Source organism: Bacillus sanguinis, from assembly GCF_018332475.1.
In the GTDB taxonomy this organism is placed as follows: domain Bacteria; phylum Bacillota; class Bacilli; order Bacillales; family Bacillaceae_G; genus Bacillus_A; species Bacillus_A sanguinis.
Genome location: NZ_BOQB01000016.1, coordinates 13,025 through 34,649 on the forward strand (window position 1 = coordinate 13,025; position 21,625 = coordinate 34,649).

At 36.0% G+C, this 21,625-nt stretch carries 23 protein-coding genes, 1 pseudogene and 1 riboswitch; of the genes and pseudogenes, 13 read left to right on the forward strand and 11 right to left on the reverse strand.

The genetic code is table 11. From position 1 onward, the window contains the following. The first annotated feature begins 44 nt into the window (after positions 1 to 44). The 3 genes from KI369_RS02200 to KI369_RS02210 all read left to right on the forward strand — a co-directional run bounded on the left by KI369_RS02200 (position 45) and on the right by KI369_RS02210 (position 2,181). Positions 45 to 461, forward strand: a complete 417-nt coding sequence (locus KI369_RS02200; protein ID WP_060630031.1) for a YodN-related protein — start codon at positions 45 to 47, stop codon at positions 459 to 461. A 99-nt stretch (positions 462 to 560) separates the two neighbouring features. Continuing rightward, positions 561 to 1,484, forward strand: a complete 924-nt coding sequence (locus KI369_RS02205) for an RluA family pseudouridine synthase (RefSeq protein ID WP_212954931.1) — start codon at positions 561 to 563, stop codon at positions 1,482 to 1,484. 91 nt (positions 1,485 to 1,575) lie between these two features. Beyond that, positions 1,576 to 2,181 (forward strand): DUF1648 domain-containing protein, encoded by a 606-nt coding sequence (locus KI369_RS02210; RefSeq protein WP_212954932.1) that lies wholly within the window; start codon positions 1,576 to 1,578, stop codon positions 2,179 to 2,181. A 40-nt stretch (positions 2,182 to 2,221) separates the two neighbouring features. On the opposite strand, the gene KI369_RS02215 is transcribed toward KI369_RS02210, so the two are convergent. The 4 genes from KI369_RS02215 to KI369_RS02230 form a co-directional block, all read right to left on the reverse strand. Further along, positions 2,222 to 3,049 (reverse strand): CAP domain-containing protein, encoded by an 828-nt coding sequence (locus tag KI369_RS02215; RefSeq protein WP_000747605.1) that lies wholly within the window; start codon positions 3,047 to 3,049, stop codon positions 2,222 to 2,224. A 465-nt stretch (positions 3,050 to 3,514) separates the two neighbouring features. Beyond that, complete coding sequence (locus KI369_RS02220) at positions 3,515 to 4,843, reverse strand: (Fe-S)-binding protein (RefSeq protein ID WP_212954933.1); 1,329 nt, start codon at positions 4,841 to 4,843, stop codon at positions 3,515 to 3,517. Beyond that, entirely contained in the window at positions 4,840 to 6,252 is a 1,413-nt protein-coding gene (glcD, locus tag KI369_RS02225; RefSeq protein ID WP_212954934.1) for a glycolate oxidase subunit GlcD, read from the reverse strand. Before glcD ends, KI369_RS02220 begins: the two co-directional genes overlap by 4 nt. A gap of 117 nt (positions 6,253 to 6,369) precedes the next feature. After that, positions 6,370 to 7,485: a CdaR family transcriptional regulator gene (locus KI369_RS02230; protein ID WP_212954935.1), complete on the reverse strand. Its 1,116-nt coding sequence runs from the start codon at positions 7,483 to 7,485 to the stop codon at positions 6,370 to 6,372. Positions 7,486 to 7,621: 136 nt separating this feature from the next. Here KI369_RS02230 and KI369_RS02235 point away from each other — a divergent pair, with 136 nt between their 5' ends. From KI369_RS02235 to KI369_RS02275, 9 genes are all read left to right on the forward strand, one after another. Beyond that, complete coding sequence (locus KI369_RS02235) at positions 7,622 to 8,596, forward strand: beta-propeller fold lactonase family protein (RefSeq protein ID WP_212954936.1); 975 nt, start codon at positions 7,622 to 7,624, stop codon at positions 8,594 to 8,596. Next, on the forward strand, positions 8,589 to 9,260 hold the full coding sequence (locus tag KI369_RS02240) for a response regulator transcription factor (RefSeq protein ID WP_000049879.1): 672 nt from the start codon (positions 8,589 to 8,591) through the stop codon (positions 9,258 to 9,260). The genes KI369_RS02235 and KI369_RS02240 overlap by 8 nt, the downstream gene beginning before the upstream one ends. A 3-nt stretch (positions 9,261 to 9,263) precedes the next feature. Then, positions 9,264 to 10,664: a sensor histidine kinase gene (locus KI369_RS02245; RefSeq protein ID WP_212954937.1), complete on the forward strand. Its 1,401-nt coding sequence runs from the start codon at positions 9,264 to 9,266 to the stop codon at positions 10,662 to 10,664. A gap of 228 nt (positions 10,665 to 10,892) precedes the next feature. Next, on the forward strand, positions 10,893 to 11,582 hold the full coding sequence (locus KI369_RS02250) for a FadR/GntR family transcriptional regulator (protein ID WP_254913065.1): 690 nt from the start codon (positions 10,893 to 10,895) through the stop codon (positions 11,580 to 11,582). 168 nt (positions 11,583 to 11,750) lie between these two features. Continuing rightward, positions 11,751 to 12,470 carry a (Fe-S)-binding protein gene (locus KI369_RS02255; RefSeq protein WP_212954938.1) on the forward strand — a complete coding sequence of 240 codons (720 nt, stop codon included), beginning with the start codon at positions 11,751 to 11,753 and terminating at the stop codon, positions 12,468 to 12,470. A 16-nt stretch (positions 12,471 to 12,486) separates the two neighbouring features. Further along, positions 12,487 to 13,908, forward strand: a complete 1,422-nt coding sequence (locus tag KI369_RS02260) for a LutB/LldF family L-lactate oxidation iron-sulfur protein (RefSeq protein WP_000061930.1) — start codon at positions 12,487 to 12,489, stop codon at positions 13,906 to 13,908. Next, positions 13,908 to 14,618, forward strand: a complete 711-nt coding sequence (locus tag KI369_RS02265) for a LutC/YkgG family protein (protein WP_000147206.1) — start codon at positions 13,908 to 13,910, stop codon at positions 14,616 to 14,618. Before KI369_RS02260 ends, KI369_RS02265 begins: the two co-directional genes overlap by 1 nt. A gap of 112 nt (positions 14,619 to 14,730) precedes the next feature. After that, positions 14,731 to 15,453: a prepilin peptidase gene (locus tag KI369_RS02270; RefSeq protein ID WP_212954939.1), complete on the forward strand. Its 723-nt coding sequence runs from the start codon at positions 14,731 to 14,733 to the stop codon at positions 15,451 to 15,453. Between the two features lie 14 nt (positions 15,454 to 15,467). Next, the gene (locus KI369_RS02275; RefSeq protein ID WP_212954940.1) at positions 15,468 to 15,779 is read left to right on the forward strand and encodes a cyclic-phosphate processing receiver domain-containing protein; all 312 of its coding nucleotides are present in this window, start codon (positions 15,468 to 15,470) and stop codon (positions 15,777 to 15,779) included. Between the two features lie 27 nt (positions 15,780 to 15,806). On the opposite strand, the gene KI369_RS02280 is transcribed toward KI369_RS02275, so the two are convergent. The 7 genes from KI369_RS02280 to phaQ all read right to left on the reverse strand — a co-directional run bounded on the left by KI369_RS02280 (position 15,807) and on the right by phaQ (position 21,281). Next, the gene (locus tag KI369_RS02280) at positions 15,807 to 16,658 is read right to left on the reverse strand and encodes a formate/nitrite transporter family protein (RefSeq protein WP_212954941.1); all 852 of its coding nucleotides are present in this window, start codon (positions 16,656 to 16,658) and stop codon (positions 15,807 to 15,809) included. A gap of 202 nt (positions 16,659 to 16,860) precedes the next feature. Beyond that, the gene (locus KI369_RS02285; protein WP_212954942.1) at positions 16,861 to 17,655 is read right to left on the reverse strand and encodes a TerC family protein; all 795 of its coding nucleotides are present in this window, start codon (positions 17,653 to 17,655) and stop codon (positions 16,861 to 16,863) included. A 90-nt stretch (positions 17,656 to 17,745) separates the two neighbouring features. Beyond that, positions 17,746 to 17,911, reverse strand: a riboswitch (yybP-ykoY riboswitch). A gap of 38 nt (positions 17,912 to 17,949) precedes the next feature. After that, positions 17,950 to 19,269, reverse strand: coding sequence for a TrkH family potassium uptake protein (locus KI369_RS02290; RefSeq protein WP_212954943.1), 1,320 nt, complete (start codon positions 19,267 to 19,269; stop codon positions 17,950 to 17,952). Positions 19,270 to 19,383: 114 nt separating this feature from the next. Then, entirely contained in the window at positions 19,384 to 19,569 is a 186-nt protein-coding gene (locus KI369_RS02295) for an alpha/beta-type small acid-soluble spore protein (protein ID WP_000241212.1), read from the reverse strand. A gap of 147 nt (positions 19,570 to 19,716) precedes the next feature. Beyond that, positions 19,717 to 20,160: a MaoC family dehydratase gene (locus tag KI369_RS02300; RefSeq protein ID WP_212954944.1), complete on the reverse strand. Its 444-nt coding sequence runs from the start codon at positions 20,158 to 20,160 to the stop codon at positions 19,717 to 19,719. A 101-nt stretch (positions 20,161 to 20,261) separates the two neighbouring features. Next, the gene (phaP, locus tag KI369_RS02305) at positions 20,262 to 20,786 is read right to left on the reverse strand and encodes a polyhydroxyalkanoic acid inclusion protein PhaP (RefSeq protein ID WP_075308595.1); all 525 of its coding nucleotides are present in this window, start codon (positions 20,784 to 20,786) and stop codon (positions 20,262 to 20,264) included. Positions 20,787 to 20,828: 42 nt separating this feature from the next. Next, entirely contained in the window at positions 20,829 to 21,281 is a 453-nt protein-coding gene (gene phaQ / locus KI369_RS02310; protein WP_000903018.1) for a poly-beta-hydroxybutyrate-responsive repressor, read from the reverse strand. Between the two features lie 198 nt (positions 21,282 to 21,479). Between phaQ and KI369_RS02315 the strand changes: the two are divergent. Further along, positions 21,480 to 21,625: pseudogene (locus KI369_RS02315) on the forward strand (polyhydroxyalkanoic acid synthase subunit PhaR); the annotation flags it as partial.

Consider the following 21,625-nt stretch of genomic DNA (forward strand, 5'->3'; position numbering starts at 1 on the left):
AAATAGTATGTGATAAGAACATTACATATAAGTAGGTGAAGGCAATGTTTCGTTATTTTAAGTTTAAGCTAAATGATACAGTACAGTTTGCAGAAAACGATGGGCATATGTATCGCATTGTCGGTTATCGGTTAGAAAAAGGATTTTATCCAAAGGATGAATGGACTCATATCATTTATGAATTGCTTAGAGATTTTGATGGATATACGATGGATGCGGAAGAGGAGGAACTTGTAAAGGTCATTCAGGTAGAGGATGAGTATTACAAAATACAAGAGGTATCGGGCTATCGTTATCCAGTAAAAATGAAGCAAAAACAACAAGTGATGAAAGTAGAAAAGATGGATGATTTATTAGATACGTATAATGATTATAAAAGATTGGCGGATTTCTTTAAAGATTTATCCTATGAGCAAAAAGCAGAAGAAGTATTGCAGGAAATGAAACGGCGTAGAGCGTGAGGGGGCAGTCTACTATAAGACTGTCCTCTATTTTTGACGGTGCATCAAATTGTGTTTTCCGTTACAATGAGAGAATCAATAGAAATAAGGTGATACAGTATGGAAACGAAGAAAAAGGGCGAATGGTGCGAAATGACTGTTCCAGCGAAGTGGAATGGTATAAGCATTGAGTCATTATTAAAAATAGAATGGGAAATACCGAAAAAGTTGTTACATCAGCTTCGTATGGAAAAAGGTGTTACTGTTAATGGAGAACAGAGAAGATGGAATGAGCTTTTAAAAGAGGGCGATAAGTTACAAGTTCATATGTTTATGGAGGAAGAGTACGATGTAGAGCCTGAGTATGGTGAATTACATGTAGTGTATGAAGATGATCACGTACTCATCGTAAATAAGCCTGAGAAGATGGATACGCATCCTGCGGAAAAAGGTGGAACGGGAACACTTGCAAACCTTGTTGCTTTTCATTTTCAAATGCAAGGTTTAGAGACGAAGGTTCGTCATATTCATCGGTTAGATAAAGATACGACAGGTGGTGTCGTGTTTGCTAAGCATAGAATTGCTGGTGCAATTATGGATCGTTTATTAATGGAACGAAAAATTAAAAGAACATATGCGGCGCTTGTGGAAGGGAAAGTAAAAGGTAAGCAAGGAACAATTGACGCAGCTATTGGAAGAGATCGCCATCATGCGACGAGAAGACGTGTTTCTCCAAAGGGGGACCAAGCAATCACATATTATAAAGTAGAGAAGTATTTTAAAAAACAAAATGCTACGTTCGTAACGTTACAATTAGAAACAGGTAGAACACATCAAATTCGTGTTCATATGAGCTATCATGGTAATCCATTAGTTGGAGATGTATTATACGGTGGACAAACGAAATATATGTCCAGGCAAGCATTACATGCGATGAAGATTCATTTCTTGCATCCAATTACGAAAGAAGAGATCGAAGTAGATATACCATTTCCGATAAAATTAAATCATACAATGAAAGAATTTCAAAGAATGAATGCGTAAAGTGTAAGTTTAAATTTGAGAAAAGTAGATTCTTGCAGGAATTTCTCTAAAAGAAGCGAAGCCGTTAAGAGAAAAGAGAGGTGAGAATCACTTGGTCAAATATAAATATATACTAGGAATATTTTTCGCTTGTCTTTTAGTTACTCTATGCCTTTATCCATACTTACCAAACCTTATGGCAGTACATTGGAATGAAAATGGTGAGCCAAACGAGTTTATGAGTAAACAAGTTGTTATAGCATTTATTCCTTGTCTTATTATTTTTTTACATGGATTCGTGTATATTATTTCACATAATATATATAAGTTTAATGAAGGTGAGCATATCATTATAAGTGGATTTCTAAAGACGATTACTTTATTTATGTTGTTTATCCATATGCTCATTCTCTTTATTAATTTTGGAAGCATGATATCCTTTCAAACAGGATTAACAATTGGGATTAGTATGTTTCTTTTTATGCTGAGTAAGGCGTTTAAAAAAGTTCAGAGTACAGAAAAAGACCCAATCAAATTAAAAAAAATTCGTTTAGTGAGTAGGCGGATTTTTCAAGTGATGGCATGTAGTATATTGTTTTCATTGTTTTTGAACTTGAAATGGGGATTTTATGTGTTACTTAGCGTAATAAGTGGTGGTTCTATTTTGTTTATGTTCTATGCTTTATACTCATACATAATAGAAAGTTATGAAACGTAAAAAAGAGTCTTCTCATTATGGGAAGACTCTTTTAATCTATTTACTTCGTAATAAATTGTTGTGTCCAGTAGTTGCCGCTTTCTACATAGCCAACACCGATGTGAGTGAAGCCATTATTTAAGATGTTTGCACGGTGTCCAGCACTGTTCATCCAAGCTTGTACTACTTCTTCAGGTGTACGTTGGCCTTGAGCGATGTTTTCACCTGCAGATGTATATGAAATACCAAACTTCTTCATCATGTCAAACGGAGACCCGTATGTAGGGCTGTTATGATCAAAGTAGTTATTCTTCTGCATATCTTCAGATTTAACACGTGCTACTTTGCTTAATTCAGTATCGATTTTTAGTGCTGGTAAGCCTTGTTTTGCACGTTCAGCGTTTGTTAATTCAACAACACGTTGTTCGAATTCGCTTAAAGATTTTGCTTCTTCAGCAGGCTTTTGCTCAGCAGGTTTTTGTTCAGCAGGTTTTTGAGTATTGTTGTTTTCAGCAGGTTTTTGAGCTTCTGGTTTTTGAACTTCTTCAGCAGGCTTTTGCTCAACTGGTTTTTGCTCAGCAGGCTTTTGAGTTTCTGGCTTAGCTGTTGGTTGCTCAGTTACAACATTTTCAGTAGGTTGTTGACCAGGAATAATGCAATTTGGTTGGAAGTTTCCTTGTTGCCATTGTGCTAATGACTCAACGCCCATAGATTGTAAGAATGCTTGTAATTCTTGTTGGCTCATTTGCTTCATCATCACTTTTGAATGCTGAATATTTTGAACCTTTACGTTAGATGGTTGTACTGTTGCAGCTTGTGCATCTAAAGAAGATACTCCTAAAGTAAGTGCCGTTGCAGCAGCTACAGATAATAAAACACGCTTTTTCATGATGTGTGTCCCCCTATATAAAGTTTTAATTTGTTTTCACACGATTTGTTTTTGACAGCCTGTCTGACTGACAAACTCATCGTAGCATAGATTTTGTGAGAAAAAAGATGGAAAAAAATTCATAGACTTAAAATTTACCTAATTTATCCTAAGAGGGGAAAAGAGGAAAAATAAGAGAAACATAGAGTATAAAAGGAATTTTCAGCATTTTTATACTTGGTTATAAGAGGGGGTTTTTGGATAAATGTACCTAAATAGAAAATGAAGAATCCTATTGTATCAATGGTTTGAGAGGTTTTTTGAGGAATATACTGGATTGATTTTTACAAAACTGTAATGTTTCTGTTGTTCTTTTTTATAATAAAGTAACATATTTTTAATGTTGTAGCGGACAAAAAAGCGGCTATCTCTTTACGTAGACGAAGGAGATAGCCGTTTTCTTATTATTACGTATGTTACGAGTTATTACGAGTTGGTTTCAATTGCTTCTAATAATAAATCTACAATGTGAATTCCTCTCATTTTATGAGAAAGACCTTCTCGTTCAATGCCTAATTTCATTTGTAATAAACAACCTGGATTTGCAGTAACAATAGTTGTTGCTTCTGTTTCATGCACACGGTCCATTTTATAATCTAGAAATTCCATGGACAACTCTGAATGAACAATATTGTAAATACCAGCAGAACCACAGCAGCGATCCGCATCTTTCATTTCACGGTATGTTGCGCCTTGAATTGCTTCTAGTAACATACGAGGTTCTGAAGATGTTCGCATAACATTGCGTAAGTGACAAGAGTCTTGATACGTAATAATTTGCGACGGAAGTCGTAAGTCATTACGTTTATGGAAATCTAGTTCTACTAGAATAGCAGTAATATCTTTAATTTTAGAAACAAACTGTTTTGCACGTTCAGCCCACTGTGGATCATCTTTTAACAGGTAATCGTAGTCTACGAGGTAAGCTCCGCAACCACCAGCATTCGTAATAATATAGTCGATGTTTAAATCTTCGAATGCCTTTATATTGCGTTTCGCTAATTCTTTTGCTCCACTTTTCTCACCAGCATGTCCATGTAATGCCCCGCAGCAACTTTGTGTTTTTGGAATAACGATATCACAACCAGCTAACTGAAGTAGTTTCATCGTTGCGTTATTTGTTTCTAAAAACATTGTATCCATTAAACAACCTGTGAAGAATGCAACTTGTTTCTTCTTCGTACTTTCAGCAGGTAAAAATTCAGGACGATCTTTCATTGCTTTCATTTTAGGGACCTTAGGCAAAACGAGATCCATCGTTGCAAGTGTTTCAGGGAATAACTTCATAATCCCTGTTTTATGTGTTAGCGTTTGTAAACCAGAACGCTGATAAAAACCAATTAGTCCGGTTAATGTTCTCATTCGATTTTGATGCGGGAACAGTCCTTCAAAAACGACTTTACGAACGGCTTTCACTGGCACTGAGAACTTTTTATTTTGATTTATAATATCACGAGCTTCTTCTAATAAATGTCCATAATTCACACCAGATGGACAAACAGGTTCACAAGCACGGCAGCCGAGGCAAACATTTAATGTGTTTTCAACATCTTCATCTGGCTCAATTAAACCATCAACGACCGCTTTCATTAATGCGATACGTCCTCTTGGTGAATGTGATTCTTTATATCCAGATTGAATGTAAGTAGGGCAAGTTGGTAAGCAGAAACCACATCGCATACAGTTTAGTAGTTCATCTTCACTTAATCGTTCTTTAAATTCTTTTTGAATGTTTTCTTTATTTAATGTTGTCATCGCTCAACCACCACTCTTTTGCGAGTGTCTTTCGCGAACATCTTTCCTGGATTCATAATGTTATTTGGATCGAAGGCGTTTTTAATTCCTTGCATAGCAGCAATACCTTCTTTACCTAATTTCATTTCTAAATACGGAGCTTTCATTGCACCAACACCATGTTCACCAGTGATCGTGCCACCAAGTTCGATTGCTTTTGCAAATATTTCAGCAAAAGCTTGTTCAGCTCGGTGCATTTCTTCTTCGTTGCGAGCATCTGTCATACAAGTTGGGTGTAGGTTACCATCGCCAGCATGCCCAAACGTACAAATAGGAATATTATATTTTTTAGCAATGGAATTAATAGCTTCAACCATCGGAGCAATCTGTGAGCGCGGTACCGTTGCATCTTCTAATATTGTAGTAGGCTTTAATCTTGCCAGGGCTGACAGTGCACTACGGCGAGCTGTACGAAGCGCATCTGCTTCTGCTTCATCTTTTGCAACGCGAACATCAACTGCATTCATAGAACGACAAACGTTAGCCATTTTTTCAATATCTCGATTAACAACTTCAGGCGGACCGTCTTGTTCAATTAATAAAATTGCTTTTACATCAGTTGGTAAACCAATTTGTGCGAATTCTTCTACTACTTCAATTGTCGGCTGGTCTAAAAACTCAAGTGTCGCTGGAATGATTTTATTTGCAATAATAGAAGAAACAGCACGTGCAGCTTCGTTAATATCTTCATATAGTGCAAGCATCGTTTTCTTCGTTTCAGGCATAGGAACAAGTTTTAATATAGCTTCAGTTACGACGCCAAGTGTTCCTTCAGAACCGATAAATAAACGAGTTAAATCGTAACCGGCTACATCTTTTGCTAATTTACCACCAGTACGAATCATATCGCCATTTGGTAAGACAAGTTCAAGACCCATCACATAATCACGTGTTACGCCATATTTTAATCCACGTAATCCACCTGAGTTTTCATTAATGTTACCACCGATTGTAGAAATTTTCATTGAACTTGGATCTGGTGGGTAAAATAAACCTTTTTCTTCCACCGCTTTAATAATATCAAGCGTAATAACGCCAGCCTGTACAGTAATTGTTAAATTCTCTTCATCAATTTCTAAAATATTATTCATATGGCGGAAGATAAGGACGATACCGCCTTCAAGTGGACATGTTCCTGCGCAAAGGTTTGTTCCAGAACCACGAACATATACAGGAATTTTGTGAGTGTTACATACTTTTAATACTTCAGCTACTTCATTTGTATTACGAGGAGCAATGACTGCATCAGGCATTGCTTGGAAGTTTGGAGTGGCATCATAACTATACGTTAAACGCCCCATATTGGATGTATCTACATTATCTTCGCCAACAATGGATACGAATGAATGAATAATTTGCTTTTCTAACATTGGAAATCCCCCTCAAACTGTTACCGTATTTAGTCATAATAAAAAACGTTGTAACAGTGCTTTCATTATAATGATAAAAAAGTTGGAGGATTCTTTCTATGTATAATCATCTAAAGATTAATCTGTTTTATCATTCTTTTTTGTGTGATTATCTAATAAGAGGAGCGAGAAGTATAAAATGTTTAAGTCTTTGAATTGTTTCGGATCAAGTCCTGTATGCTCCTCAATCTTTTTAAGCCTGTAATGCAATGTGTTAATGTGTATATGTAATTGCTCAGCTGTTTGTTTATAAGATTGGTTATAATCAATAAATAAACGTAAAGTGTGCATAAGTTCAGGCGATGATAGTAAGTTTTCGATTGTGCGTCTTAGAAACTGTTCCCGCGTTTCAGCGGAAATATCTTGTAAGCACATTTCTAAACGTAAATCTTCATTAAACACAATTTTTTTCGTTTCAAGTGATACAGAAAGAGCTTGTAATGCTTGTTCGTACGATAAGTTCATATTGTTTGGCGTAACGGATTGTCCAATCCCAATATATAAAGAAGTAGAAAATAAAGTTTCACAGTCTTGTTTTAATCGGTTTAAAAATTGATACGTTTGCTCTTTAGAGTGTGTGGATGTAAATAAAATAAATCGATCATTTCCCCAGCGAACAAATAGATGCTCCTTTGTTAATAGATTGCGTACGTGTTGCCAAATCTTACGCTGAAGCATCGTGTCATTTTGATCGATTGAGAACAAAATAAGTTGTTTCTTCTTATATAAATCAATACCAAGTGTTTTTGCGCGATCGAGAAAGCTTGGAGACCAGTCTGTATTTTGAAGCCAATCAAAGACAAATGCTTCATAAGAACGGTGTTCAAGCTCTAGTTGTTCTAAAAAGTAGTTTTCGTGAATGAGTAGTTCGGTCATTTTACGTAGTATTTCTCCGTATTGTGAAATGTTTTCAGGTTCTCCTGTAATTCCAATGACACCAATTACTTCGTCATGAAATAGTAAGGGGAGGTTCATTCCGGCCTTTACACCTTGCAAACGTCGTTCATCTTCTTTTGTAATAATGACAGTTTTCTTTTGTTTCGCACATTGGAGTGCACCTTCATGAAATTGACCGATTCTTTCTACATCTGTACTTGCGATAATAATGCCTTTTATATTAATAATAATGATATTTTCTTTAATTAGTCTGCGTACTTCTCGTACAATTTTATTCGCTAAATCAGGAAAAAGCATAATTTGCACACCTCAAATTCTATTTGTTGTACATTATATATGTAAATGAAGTAAGAAAGGAAAATTTCACACTTTCCACACATTTATTTGTTATTTTACAATTATAACGAAATCATCCGAAGATGGAGGGAATCTTTTGAGAAAGTATGTTTTTCTTCTCTGTTTTTTATTTCTATTAGTAGGGTGTCAAGGAAGTTCATATACACCGATTGCTAAAGATAAAAGTGTTATTATAACAACGAATATAAAAGAAGGTAGTATTAGTTTTGTTGATAAACAAACTAAAAAGTTAATTACGACATGGGAACTTAATGAACCAATGGCAGGAGTTGCACTACTTCCAAACGGCGAGGACATACTTGTATATGGCAAGCAGTTAGAGTACATGTATGTATATTCACTAGCAGAAGGAAGGCAAGTGGACAAATATAAAACTGGAAAAGGCATTGTAAATGTGATTGTATCCGAAGATAAAAAGAAATTATTTGCTGCCGATCAAACTGCCCAAAAGGTAAGGTTCTTTACGATAAAAGGGAAAGAGACAGGGAGTGTGTCAACCGGAAAAGGACCAATAACGATGGTAGAGTACCATAACCAGTTATCTGTATTAAACTTTTATGATACGAAGCTAACGACCATTGATACAAAGAAAAAAGAAGTGATACAATCCTTTATAATTCCCCCAGCATCAACGGGAGCGACAATTAGCCCAGATGGGAAAGAAATATGGATTGGCGGACATGGTGATGGAAATCAAGTCAATGAAAAAGTATTAGTGTATTCTTTGCAGAGCGGAGAAATGGTACGTTCTTTACACGCTCCGTTTATGCCTGTGAATATAACGAAGGATAATAAGTATGTATATGCATTAAGTCACGGTTCGAATACGCTTAGAAAGTTTGATGTTAGCACGTATAAAGAGGTAGCTTCTGTAGAAGTAGGATCGAACCCATTTGCATTCTTGAAGAGCGAAGCAGAAGGATATGTAGCAAGCTATGATAGTGATGAATTGTGCATCATAGATATGAAGAATTTGAAAATAAAACAAACAATTAAAGTCGGAAAAGGGCCGTTTCAACTCATAGAGAGAGAAGGGAAGGACAATGAGTAAATATAGGGTGCTAGTTGTAGATGATGAAAGTGATATGAGGCAGCTTGTTGGAATGTATTTAGATAATTTCGGATACGAGTGGGGAGAAGCTGAAAATGGAAAAGAGGCTCTAAAAAAATTAGAGACGGATCATTATGATTTCGTTGTATTAGATATTATGATGCCAGAGATGGATGGACTTTCAGTTTGTAAAGAAATTAGAAAAACGTCAGATGTACCAATTATATTTTTAACAGCAAAAGGTGAAGAGTGGAATAGGGTGAACGGCTTACGTATGGGAGCAGATGATTATATTGTAAAGCCATTTAGCCCTGGAGAATTAATTGCTCGTATGGAAGCTGTGTTAAGACGTTATACAAAGCAAGAACAACAAGAGGAGGTTCAGTTTGGACCGATCCTGATTAATGAAAAAAGTAGGAAGATTGAGGCGGATGGTGAGCCGATTTCTCTTACAGTAAAAGAGTTTGATTTACTCTATTTTCTTTGCCAACATACGGGACAAGTATTTAGCCGAGAGCAATTGTTGGAAAAGGTATGGGGATATGATTATGCCGGAAGTACGAGAACAGTAGATACGCATGTGAAAACGATGCGTTTGAAACTTGGAGAAAGTGGAAACTACATTCAAACTGTTTGGGGTGTAGGCTATAAATTTGAGGTGTAACCTATGTTTACGATGGTACAGAAGCTTTGGCTGACAGTAGTATGTGCAGTATTTGTAACAGTTTCCTTTCTTTATTTTGTATCTTTATACTCGTATGAAAAACTATACGTTGATAATTTAAAAGATTCATTAGTAACGGAGGGGAAGGGTCTTGCTGCGCAATATGATAAGCGTGAAGGCATATCAACTTTTGAAGAGAAAGTAAGAGCATTTGATCAAATATCTAGTTCAGACGTTCTTTTCGTATCGAACCCACGTGATTTAAGCGCGTGTTTACCTTTTGATGTGCATCATCATTCTCTTATAAGTGAAGGGGACAGGCAAGCATTATTAGATGGGAAAACTGTGACAAAGATAGGGTATGAGGAACATTTTGACCGTAATATTATGGGGGTTGTCATCCCTGTTTTAGAAAATAAAAAATTAGTTGGCATTGTATATTCTTATATTCCTTTAAAAAGTATAAAAGACTTAATATATGATATGGGCCTTATTTTAGCACCGTTAGCACTTGCTATAACTTTACTGACAATATGGATTGGTAGAAAGATTATTATTGCTATTACGAGGCCACTTTCGCAAATGGAACGAGTTGCCAATCATTTAGCTACGGGAGATTTCTCAGAACGAATTACAATTTCTTCTGAAGATGAAATTGGACGATTAGGAAAAGCATTTAATAAAATGGCAAATTCTTTAGAGACAGAAGACGTAAAGCGTAAGGAATTTTTAGCTAACGTTTCACATGAACTAAGAACACCGCTTAGTTATATAAAAGGATATAGCGAGGCTATTTTAGATGGTGTAGCGAAAGGACCACAGCAGGAAAAAGTAACACAGCTCATTCATAAAGAAGCGGATCGTATGCAGCGTCTCGTTCATGATTTGTTAGATTTAGCACAATTAGAAGGGGAACATTTTCCGTTAAAGAAACAACCTATCGTTTTTTCACAACTGATTGAAGATGTGTTAGATACGTATGAGATTAAATTTATAGAAAAGAAAATTCGCATTTCAACAAATTTAAATCCAGAAATTATTGTAATGATTGATGAGGATCGTATGCAGCAAGTACTTCATAACGTGTTAGATAATGCGATACGGTATACGAATCCAAATGGGGATATTATGATAACGCTTAGTCAGATAGATGATTACTGTGAATTGAATATAAAAGATACGGGAATCGGTATTGATACAGAGCATCTAGAAAATCTTGGCGAACGTTTTTACCGCGTTGATAAAGCGAGAAGTCGCCAACATGGTGGAACAGGTTTAGGTCTTGCTATTGTAAGACAAATTGTTCATATACATGGTGGACAGTGGCGAATTGAAAGTGAAAAAGGAAATGGGACGACGGTTATTATTAAATTGAAAGTACAGGATGAGGGGAGCATGTTCTAATTTTTAGGGCATGCTTTTTTGTATAAGAGACAATAGTTATACAGAAAGATATAAATTAATATGTAATAAATATCGAAAATTTGACGATTTTATGAACAAAACATTTGTACTTCTTACCAATTCGTTCTAAAATAGTTATGATGCAAAGTTCTTATACATCGTTTCACTTGTTGTTTGGAAGATACTGAGGTGATTTAACTGGAGTACAAATCTATTAAACCGAAAAAGATTTACGAAGAAGTATCTGAAGCTATTTTAACAATGATTAAAAATGGTACGTTAAAACCTGGTGACAAACTACTTCCTGTACATCAATTAGCTGAGCAGTTTCAAGTTGGTAGATCTGCTGTTCGTGAAGCGTTAAGTGCGCTAAGAGCAATGGGCTTAATTGAGATGAAACAAGGAGAAGGTACATATGTGAAGAATTTCGATTCTTCTTCATTAACAAAATCATTAAACAATAAATTATTAATGAAGAAAGAAGATATTTTAAACTTATTAGAAGTACGAAAGGTGCTTGAAGTGGGGGCAGTTCGAGCAGCTGCGGCAAAGCGTACGGAAGATAATTTGCAAAATATGAAGCATTGGTTAGATGAAATGGCAAAGAGCATTGGAGATGAAAAGGCTGGCGAAAAAGCAGATTTTCAGTTCCATATGGGAATTGCGGAGTCTTCGCATAACAACATTTTGCTTGAACTCATGAATCACGTTTCAGAGATGATTGCTGAAACGATTGGTGAATCAAGACGCATTATTTTATATGGTGAACAAACAACATCAGAACGACTTATAGAAGAGCATCAAGTTATATATGATGCAGTGTTAAAGCAAGATGTAGAATTAGCGCAGCAAGCAATGCTAGATCATTTAACAAATGTAGAACATATTGTCACAGGTAAAAACGATATAAATTCGTAATTTAATCTTTTAAAAATCAAATTTTTTGATAAAATAGAGAAAGATTAAGTAAGCGTTTTCTTTAGAAGAGGGAGAGGATAGGCCATGGTTGAGCCTATTTCTTCTTTCTTTAATCATCTGATGACCATATGTTTGTTGGTGGAGTTGTAAAAAGGGGGAGTAATAGTTATGAAAGTTACTTTATTTGTTACTTGTTTAGTCGATATGTTTGAAACAAACGTCGGCAAAGCAACAGTTGAAGTGTTGGAGCGTTTAGGTTGTGAAATTGAATTTCCAGAAGCACAAGTTTGTTGTGGTCAGCCTGCTTATAATAGCGGCCATGTAGAAGCAGCAAAAGAAGCGATGAAACATATGATTGAAACTTTCGAAGGTGCAGAATATATCGTTACACCATCTGGTTCTTGTGCGACAATGTTTCATGAGTATCCGCATGTTTTTAAAGATGATCCGAAGTGGGTTAAACGTGCACAAAAGGTCGCTGATAAAACATATGAATTGACACAATTTATTGTAGATGTTTTAAAAGTGACAGATGTTGGTGCAAGTTTACCAGGGATCGCTACTATTCATAAATCTTGTCATATGACACGCCTGCTTGGAGTAAAAGAGGCACCAGGAATTTTATTATCAAATGTAAAAGGATTAACTGTGAGAGAACTGCCAAACGCACAAAATTGTTGTGGGTTTGGGGGAACGTTTTCAGTGAAGATGACTCCAATTTCTGAGCAAATGGTAGATGAAAAGGTAGATAGTGCAATGGAAACAGGTGCTGATTATTTAATCGGTGCAGATTGTGGGTGTTTGTTAAACATTGGCGGACGTATTGAGCGTTTAGGAAAAGAAATAAAAGTAATGCATATTGCTGAGGTACTGAATAGTCGCTCATGAAGGGGGAACATAAGCTATGTCTATGAAAATCAGTGAGAAAAAATTTAATGATCGCGTTGGCGATGGAATTCAAGATTCTTTTATGCGCGGAGCGGTATCTTCTGCACAAACGCGCTTATATACGAACCGCTTAAAAGCAGCGGATGAATTAGGAAATTGGGAAGAGTGGCGCGAACTAGGTGAACAAATTCGCCAACATACGCTAGAAAATCTTGATTATTACTTAATGCAGTTAAGTGAAAATGTATCAAAAAGAGGCGGCCATGTGTACTTTGCGAAAACGAAAGAGGAAGCAGCAAAGTATATTCAAGACGTTGCAAAAAAGAAACAAGCGAAGAAAGTTGTAAAGTCAAAATCAATGGTAACTGAAGAAATTAGTATGAATCATGCCCTTGAAGAGATTGGTTGTGAAGTGTTAGAAAGTGACTTAGGAGAGTATATCTTGCAAGTAGATAACGATCCACCTTCACATATTATTGCGCCTGCACTTCATAAAAATAGAACGCAAATTCGTGATGTATTTAAAGAAAAGCTTGGCTATGAAAATTCTGATGATCCATACGAAATGACAAAGTTTGTTCGCAAACAACTTCGTGAGAAATTTATGGATGCGGAAATTGGTGTAACAGGTTGTAACTTTGCAGTTGCAAATACTGGTTCTCTTTGTTTAGTAACGAACGAAGGTAATGCCGATCTTGTTATGTCGATTCCGAAAACTCAAATTGCAGTAATGGGTATGGAACGTATGGTTCCAACAATGGAAGAATTAGATGTTTTAGTTGGTTTACTATGTCGTAGTGCAGTAGGGCAAAAATTAACCAGTTATGTAACTGTAGCGGGGCCAATTCAAGAAGAGGAAGTAGATGGACCAGAAGAATTCCACTTAGTTGTTGTTGATAATGGCCGCTCTCAAATTCTTGGTTCTGAATTCCGCTCAGTATTGCAATGTATTCGTTGTGCTGCTTGTGTTAACGTATGTCCTGTATATCGTCACGTTGGTGGACATTCGTATGGTTCTATATACTCAGGACCAATCGGTGCGGTATTAACTCCACTTTTAGGCGGATATGATGATTACAAAGAGCTTCCTTATGCCTCTAGTTTATGTGGAGCGTGTACAGAAGCTTGTCCAGTAAAAATACCATTGCATGATTTATTATTAAAACATCGTCAAGTAATTGTTGAGCAAGAAGGACGTGCTCCACTTGCAGAAAAATTAGCAATGAAAATGTTTAGTATGGGTGCATCTTCAGCAGCTTTATATAAAATGGGATCAAAAATGGCGCCAGCAGCAATGAGTCCATTTACATCTGGTAATCGTGTATCAAAAGGTGTTGGGCCACTTAAAAACTGGACAGATATTCGTGAATTCCCAGCTCCAAGTAAAGAACGGTTCCGTGATTGGTATAAAGATCATAAGAAAGGCGGGGACAAATAATGACAGGATTAATTCAAAACCGTGAGTCCTTTCTAGATAATATTGCAAAAGAACTTGGACGTGAGCGGAAAACGGAAGGCGTAAAGCGTCCAGCATGGAAAAGTAATGTGAATGTAGAAACGCTAAAAGATTATTCACAAGAAGAATTGTTAGAAGTATTTAAAAATCAATGTACAAACATTCATACAACTGTAGTGGAAACGACAAACGACCGTTTACGTGAAGATATTCAAAAAGTAATCGTGGAAAACGGCGGGGGACCTATTATGTTATCGGCAGATGAACGTTTTGATTCTTATGGATTGACTTCTTTATTTAAAGAAGAGCTTCCAAAGCAAAATGTTGAAGTGAATGTATGGGACCCTGAGAAAAAAGAAGAGAATATGCGTATCGCAGAAAGAGCGAATATTGGAATCGCATTTAGTGATTATACTTTAGCTGAATCTGGTACGATTGTGGTACAAAGTCATAAAGGTCAAGGTCGTTCTTTACACTTTTTACCGACTGTATACTTTGCTATTATTCCACGTGAAACACTTGTGCCTCGTATTACACAAGCAGTTCAGGATATGAACACACGTGTAGAAAATGGTGAGACAGTGGCATCTTGTATTAACTTTATTACAGGACCTAGTAACTCGGCAGATATTGAAATGAATCTTGTTGTTGGCGTACATGGACCATTAAAAGCAGTATATTTCATCGTATAAAAGAGGGGAAAGCAGGCCAGAAAATGGCCTGCTTTTTTAATAGAATAGAGATAATATGAAGTAGAAGTTCTCTCCTTTTTTTGCTATGTTCTTCTGGAAAGGAGAGGAAGGGATGTTCACTTATTTATATGCATTGTTAGCGGGGATGGTGTTTGGTTCTTTTTTTATGGTAATTGCAATGAGAGTGCCACTAGGTGAGTCTATCATTACCCCGCGTTCACATTGTCATTATTGTAAGTATGTGCTAAAGCCAAAAGAATTGATCCCAATCATTTCATTTTGTATACAAAGGGGACGTTGTACGAATTGCAGGAGGGTGATTTCAATTTTGTACGTAGTATTTGAACTTGTAACCGGAATTATATTTCTTCTTACTGTATACATGATTGGGGTAGAGCGAGAGCTTATTATCATTTTATCGCTATTTTCATTACTTCTTATTATCTCAGTTACAGATTACATATATATGTTAATCCCAAATCGTATTTTAGTTTGGTTTGCCTGTTTGCTTATTTTAGAATGCATTTTTGTACCGTTAGTCACTTGGACAGATAGTATAGTTGGTAGTAGCGTTATATTTATTTTGTTATATTGCTTGCAAAAGATATATCCAGAAGGGCTTGGTGGAGGGGATATAAAATTACTTTCGTTGCTTGGATTTATAGTGGGGCTGAAAGGGATTTTTATGATTTTATTTTTAGCATCTTGTTTTAGTCTTTGTTTCTTTGGAGCTGGTATAGTATTAAAACGTATGAAGATGAGGAGCCAGATTCCGTTTGGTCCTTTTATTAGCCTTGGGGCAATATGTTACATGTTGGTCACGTATGCAAAATAGAGAGGGGATAGAAAATGAATGTATATATGGATGATCAAAGAAGTTGCCCGTACGGGTATGTGCCGGCAACTACAGTAGAATGTGCTTTGCAAATGGTTCGGGATTATGAGGTGAATATTCTTTCCCTTGACTTTAACATGGGATGGGGAGAAAAAAGTGGATTAGATTTTGTAGAAGTTTTTTGTAAAGAGGGTTTATATGTAAATGAAATTCACCTTCATACGAATGATGTCATCGGTATGCACAAGATGAAACAGAGGATTAATAAGGGAAAGGAAGAAGGGGAAATTAATCCTCACCTTGTTGTTAAATATGTGGGGAGCTAAAAACTCCAAAGTAAAACTTTGGAGTTTTTAATGTTTCATATGCGCTTGCAACGGAATGATTTCTTCTTGTTGAGCTGCTACTAATTCAGTTTCTTTTTGTTTTACGTCAGGTACTTTCTTTGTTAAGTAATGGTAAACCATACCGACAAATACAGACCCGCCAATAATGTTACCGATTGTAACTGGAATTAAGTTATGAATAGCACCTGCAAAAGAAATTGTCTCCGGATGTGGTGAAATTAAAGATAAAGCAAACAGTGATAAGTTTGCAATGCTATGCTCGTAACCAGATAAGAAGAATGTGAAAACGAGTAGCATCATCATCATAATTTTTGCTGTATCACCTTTCACTTGAGAAGGTAAGAAACAAGCAAGACATACGAGCCAGTTACATAAAATTGCTTTAAAGAATAATTGCATTGTAGGTGTATTCATTTTTCCTTCTACTACTTTATTCATGAAATGACCGTGATCAATTGCTTCGAAAATTCCAGTTGCATAAAATAGTAAGGCAAAGAATAAAGCTCCAGCTAAATTCCCTGCATAACAAGCGACCCAGTTACGAAGTGTATCAGAAATCGTTGTTTCTTTTCTTAAAGTTGCTACAGTGAAGTACATTGTGTTGCCAGTAAACAATTCAGCACCGCCATATATAATAAGTACGAGGGCAATTCCGAAAAACATAGAAGCAGCTAAATAAGTTGCTGGTGAATCTGCAATGTGAAAAAAGTTACCTAATTTAAAACATAGTACAATAATAAAACCGATATAAATACCCGCAAGTGCGGCACGAATGAAATATTGCATCGGGTTTGTATCTAGCATTTGTTTTTTGCTCTTAGCCAGTTTGACAACATAATCTAATCCTTGTTCTAGCATGAGTAATACGCTCCTTTAGTACATCATCTATAAATACTCTTTATATGAATAAAGTACATGGATTCGGTCGTAGTTTCAATAAGTTTGTGCAATGTTTCACAAAAAGGACATACATGCATTAAGAAAACGTTTACAAAAGATAGTATAATAGAAATTTTCCTGGACATTGAGAGGGAGAAAGGAAAAAGAAAAAGCGCTGTAATTACAGCGCTTTTTCGTCTAAATTCTTTTCTACTTTTCCTTCTACTTCTTTTGAGAAGAACCAGCCGCCAACTGCGATTCCGACTAATACAATCCAGAATGTAAGCTTCCATGGTGTAGATTCTGGGAATGAATGTGGAATTACATTTAATGCAGGGTGTGCTAACGTATAAATTGCTAATTTCACACCAACCCAACCTACGATTAAGAATGCTGCAGTTTCAAGTCCTGGTTTACGTTTTAAGATTTGTACGAAAGCAGTTGCTGCAAATCGCATAATGATTAATCCGATAAGTCCACCTACAAAGATAACAACGAATTGCCCAGTATCAAGACTACCAATTGTACCTAAGCCTGTTTTTGGTAAAGTCATTGCTAATGCAACAGCAGCTAAAATAGAATCAACTGCGAAGGCGATATCAGCAACCTCAACTTTAAATACAGTCCACCAAAAATTCTCTTGTTTTTTCTTTGCTTCTTTTTCTTCTGTTTCTTCATCTGTATTCTTTTTAACATACGTTTTAAATAAGTGATTACCAGCGATAAACATAAGGTAAATGGCACCGATTGCTTGCACTTGCCATACGTCGACTAAGAACGAAATCATAAATAATGATCCGAAACGGAAAACAAATGCCCCCGCTAATCCGTAAAATAGTGCTTTCTTACGTTTTTCTTCTGGTAAATGTTTTACCATAATTGCAAGAACAAGAGCGTTATCAGCTGCTAAAATCCCCTCTAGTGCAATTAGGATGAGTAATACCCAACCATACTCCAATAATAATGATACATCCATGTACATTCTCCTCTCATTTCTATAAGTACTAAATAAGTGAAGAATTTCCCCACTATTTAGTTTCCCCATACTCCTGCCTATTAACTTTGGAAGAATTTGGTAACGAATACAAAAAAGACCCCTGCCGTTAATAGGCAAAGGTCTTGCTAGACATATGTAATGAAAATGCCAACAAAGCCGGAAGAACTAAGTTCTACGTAATGACGACTTTGTTTCCAAGAAATATTCTTGGACGCTACTCCCCTTTGGAGATATGCTATTGTACTCTCATTATATGGATAATTTATACGGTTGTCAACCTGTTAAAATATCTTCATTCGGATATTTTATTTTTCGGTTCTTTTTACGTGCAAATGAAAAAGCAAGTGTTAAAGGTCCCATTTTCCCGAAAAACATCATAAAGATGATAATAGCTTTTCCGATCATCGTTAAGTGTGGTGTGAAATTCATACTGAGACCGACAGTCCCAAATGCTGAAAATACTTCGAAAGCACTCATCAAGAGGGGAACTCGCTCAGTTATACTTAAAATTAAAATAGCAAAAAAGATAAATGAAATAGAAATAATAGTGATGGTCAATGATTTGACGATGAGAGTATCTTTAATAGATTTTTTAAATACGACAATATCATCTTGTTCTTGTAAAAATTTAAATACCCCAAAAAACATAATTAAAAATGTGGTTAACTTAATTCCACCACCAGTTGAAGCACTCCCAGCTCCAATAAACATTAGAAGCATCATTAATAAAAGGGAAGGCTTTGATAATGCAGAAATATCAACTGTATTAAACCCGGCAGTACGCGTGGAAACGGCCTGAAAATAAGCGGCCATTCCTTCTTCAAATGGAGTAAAGCCTCTCATAGAAAGAGAATTGTGGAATTCGAATATGAAAATAAAAACGGTTGCAATAATATTAACGATTAGAGTAGAAGAGAGCATAAGCTTTGAGTGTAATGTAAGGTTTTTAAAATTTTTCTTTTTCTTTATATCTACGATTACTGTAAAACCAATCCCACCTAAAATAATGAGGGACGAAATAACGAGATTGACAAGAATGCTATGAGAATGCGACATTAAATTATCGCTCCACACAGAAAAACCAGCATTGTTAAAAGCGGAGATGGAATGAAAAAAACTATAATAGATCCCTTTAGCAATCCCATATTTTGGTACCCATTCGAAAGAAAGAATTAAAGTAGCGATACATTCGACTGTAAAAGAGAATAAAAATAATGCTTTGGCAAGACGAATGACGCCTCCAATATTCGTTTGATTTAACGCTTGTTGTAGTAAAATTCGGTTTTGAAGACCAATTTTTCTGCCGAGCATAATCGCAATTAAAACGGCAAAGCTCATAATGCCAAGTCCGCCAACTTGTATAAGCGTTAAAATGACACATTGGCCAAATAAGGTAAATACTTTTCCAGTGTCCACAACACCGAGCCCTGTAACCGTACAAGCAGAAACGGTTGTAAATAAAGCATCGAGCCATGAAATAGACGTTGTTGTAGCAATTGGTAGCTTTAATAAGCATGTACCGATGATTGATAACATAATAAAAGACAAAGTAAGAACGCGGGGAGGACTCATGCTAATGTTAATCCGTTTCATGTTACATATCGTTCCTTTCAGTTTGCTCTTACTAGTATGTGAAAAAGCACAATTATGTATGTTAAAAATAGAAAGAGGCAGAGAATATCTGCCTCTAAGCCATATGTTATAGTATTATCCACGTAATTGTTGTTGAGCTAAAGCAACAAGTCGTTTTGTTACTTCACCGCCAACTGAACCGTTAGAACGAGATGCTGTATTAGATCCTAAGCTTACGCCGAATTCTTGTGCAATTTCATATTTAAATTGTTCAAGTGCTTGTTCTGCACCTGGAACTAGTAATTTGTTTGTTTTTACCATGTTGATACACATCCTTATGAGTAGTCCAGTTCAGCTAAGTACTTATCTAAACTGGTAACGTTATTTTATGTGGAAACGACGTACTCATACGCGGAAGTAATCGGTGTGATTAGAAGTTATTGGATAGAAAAAAGAGTAGCAAATTTGCTACTCTTTTTTCAGTATTGTCGCTGTACCTTCCACGACAATATCACCTAATTGATTATATATGTTTGTTTGCAATGTAATGATTTTTTTATCGTCCCGTTTTTTAATAACTTCTGCCACAACGCGAAGTGTATCGCCGATTTTGACAGGAGCACGGAATGAAACGTTTTGAGATAAATAAATCGTGTTTTTGCCAGGGAGTTTCGTTCCAAGAATCGTCGAAATGAAACTGGAAACGAGCATGCCATGAGCAATACGTTCTTTAAACATTGTCGTTTTTGCAAAAGAATCTAAAATATGAATAGGGTTCACATCTCCAGTTAATTTTGCAAAATTGATAACGTCCTCATCCGTAATCGTTTTTGTAAGGGATGCTTGATCACCGACTTGAATCTCATCATAACGAAGCTCTGGAACAGTTTGTGCTTCTTGAAATGGATTCATTTTGGCCTCCTTCTTTTCCATATCGAAAAATGCCAGCCATCTTGATGTAGTAGGAGGAAGAAAGAGTTTTGTTTGTGCTGCAGTTAGCTCCCACATTTTTCTTACTTGATGGAAGTAAATAAATTTTTTGAGTTTTCCTCGAACTGCTTTGCGAGTTCTAGTTGTTTGGACTTGAACTCTCCCAAAAAAACTTCTAACTGTTTTTGAACCTCTTCACGTTGTAATTGTTGTTGTTCAATAAATTGTTTTGTTGTTTCTTCAAATTGACCGCTAGTTTGAGTAAGAATAGACAAAGATGTTTTCGTAGGAGAAACAGTAAGTTGGTGCATTTGAGTAGAAAGTTCATTCCATTTCCCTTGCCACTCGTTAATTTGATCATTTAAGGAGTTTCCAGTTAATTGCTTCACGTAATCTGTATATTGGTTATTGAACTGAGCAGTGAATTGTTGTAGTTCTTTTTCTAGTTCATCTACTCCTGATGTTAATTTATGCAAAGCGTCTTGTTGTTGTTTTAAAGTTTCTAAAGTAAGTTGCTCTAATTGTTTCCCAGCTGAAGAGAAGAGGGAAAGAGATTGAGACCAGTTTTTCCAAAATGCATCGACTAATTCGTATGGCTTAGTTTCCATTGTTTGACCTCCAAATGTTTTTTTGCATATTGTGAACGCAGATCACTCTGCTGTACCACCAGGTGAAGATGAAGAATCCTTTTCATCCTTTTCTGGAGAAGTAGAAAATGGAAAGAATGCATTGGTGTATAACGTAAAAAACGTCCGCAACATATTTTGATAATGTTCAAAAGAAGTCGCACATGTTGTTAAATATTGCTCTCCATATTCTGTTAAAGAATAAATTCGTTTCGCTGGCCCGCCTTCGCTTGTATCCCAAGTAGAAGAAATAAGGTTTTCTTTTTCTAATTTGCGTAGTGTTCTATACACATTACCTTGGTCAACAGAAGAAAAGCCGATGTCCATTAGCATTTGAATGAGTTTGTAACCATGAAGACTCCAGTCTTTTAGACAGAGAAGTAAGAAAGGAACTAAGAAGTTTTTTGGCATGGAGTTTGGTTGTTTCGCTTGGTTTTTTTCCAAACTTTCTGGGTGTTCTGGTTCATTATGTAGCATGATTGTGCATCACCTCATGAATCAGTTAGATGGAATTTTTTGCTTATAAGTGCAATTTACACCTATCTGTTTTTAATGTCAATACATTTATCGGAAAATAAAGAAAAATAAAATATAGACTTGAAGTTTTATTCAGAATATTAGAAAATAGTGAATAGGTTGAATTGTTTCAAAAACGAAAAAGGGAGTGTAGGCGAAGTGATTGATCAAAAATTCGATCCATTGCAAGCATGGAAAAATGCTTATGAACAAACCGAAACATTTTGGGGGAAAGCGCTCAATGAAACAATTAAAACAGAAGAATATTCTGCTTGGATGGGCAGCGTTCTAGACTTGAATTTGTT

Bases quoted from the DNA above. Each gene is read 5' to 3' on its own strand.
- KI369_RS02260 (WP_000061930.1), top strand. From the start codon at position 12,487: ATGTCTATGAAAATCAGTGAGAAAAAATTTAATGATCGCGTTGGCGAT.
- phaQ (WP_000903018.1), bottom strand. From the start codon at position 21,281: ATGCTACATAATGAACCAGAACACCCAGAAAGTTTGGAAAAAAACCAA.
- KI369_RS02275 (WP_212954940.1), top strand. From the start codon at position 15,468: ATGAATGTATATATGGATGATCAAAGAAGTTGCCCGTACGGGTATGTG.
- KI369_RS02285 (WP_212954942.1), bottom strand. From the start codon at position 17,655: ATGGATGTATCATTATTATTGGAGTATGGTTGGGTATTACTCATCCTA.
- KI369_RS02290 (WP_212954943.1), bottom strand. From the start codon at position 19,269: ATGAAACGGATTAACATTAGCATGAGTCCTCCCCGCGTTCTTACTTTG.
- KI369_RS02245 (WP_212954937.1), top strand. From the start codon at position 9,264: ATGTTTACGATGGTACAGAAGCTTTGGCTGACAGTAGTATGTGCAGTA.
- KI369_RS02270 (WP_212954939.1), top strand. From the start codon at position 14,731: ATGTTCACTTATTTATATGCATTGTTAGCGGGGATGGTGTTTGGTTCT.
- KI369_RS02215 (WP_000747605.1), bottom strand. From the start codon at position 3,049: ATGAAAAAGCGTGTTTTATTATCTGTAGCTGCTGCAACGGCACTTACT.
- KI369_RS02280 (WP_212954941.1), bottom strand. From the start codon at position 16,658: ATGCTAGAACAAGGATTAGATTATGTTGTCAAACTGGCTAAGAGCAAA.
- KI369_RS02265 (WP_000147206.1), top strand. From the start codon at position 13,908: ATGACAGGATTAATTCAAAACCGTGAGTCCTTTCTAGATAATATTGCA.
- KI369_RS02200 (WP_060630031.1), top strand. From the start codon at position 45: ATGTTTCGTTATTTTAAGTTTAAGCTAAATGATACAGTACAGTTTGCA.
- glcD (WP_212954934.1), bottom strand. From the start codon at position 6,252: ATGTTAGAAAAGCAAATTATTCATTCATTCGTATCCATTGTTGGCGAA.
- KI369_RS02295 (WP_000241212.1), bottom strand. From the start codon at position 19,569: ATGGTAAAAACAAACAAATTACTAGTTCCAGGTGCAGAACAAGCACTT.
- KI369_RS02205 (WP_212954931.1), top strand. From the start codon at position 561: ATGGAAACGAAGAAAAAGGGCGAATGGTGCGAAATGACTGTTCCAGCG.
- KI369_RS02240 (WP_000049879.1), top strand. From the start codon at position 8,589: ATGAGTAAATATAGGGTGCTAGTTGTAGATGATGAAAGTGATATGAGG.
- KI369_RS02255 (WP_212954938.1), top strand. From the start codon at position 11,751: ATGAAAGTTACTTTATTTGTTACTTGTTTAGTCGATATGTTTGAAACA.
- phaP (WP_075308595.1), bottom strand. From the start codon at position 20,786: ATGGAAACTAAGCCATACGAATTAGTCGATGCATTTTGGAAAAACTGG.
- KI369_RS02300 (WP_212954944.1), bottom strand. From the start codon at position 20,160: ATGAATCCATTTCAAGAAGCACAAACTGTTCCAGAGCTTCGTTATGAT.
- KI369_RS02220 (WP_212954933.1), bottom strand. From the start codon at position 4,843: ATGACAACATTAAATAAAGAAAACATTCAAAAAGAATTTAAAGAACGA.
- KI369_RS02230 (WP_212954935.1), bottom strand. From the start codon at position 7,485: ATGCTTTTTCCTGATTTAGCGAATAAAATTGTACGAGAAGTACGCAGA.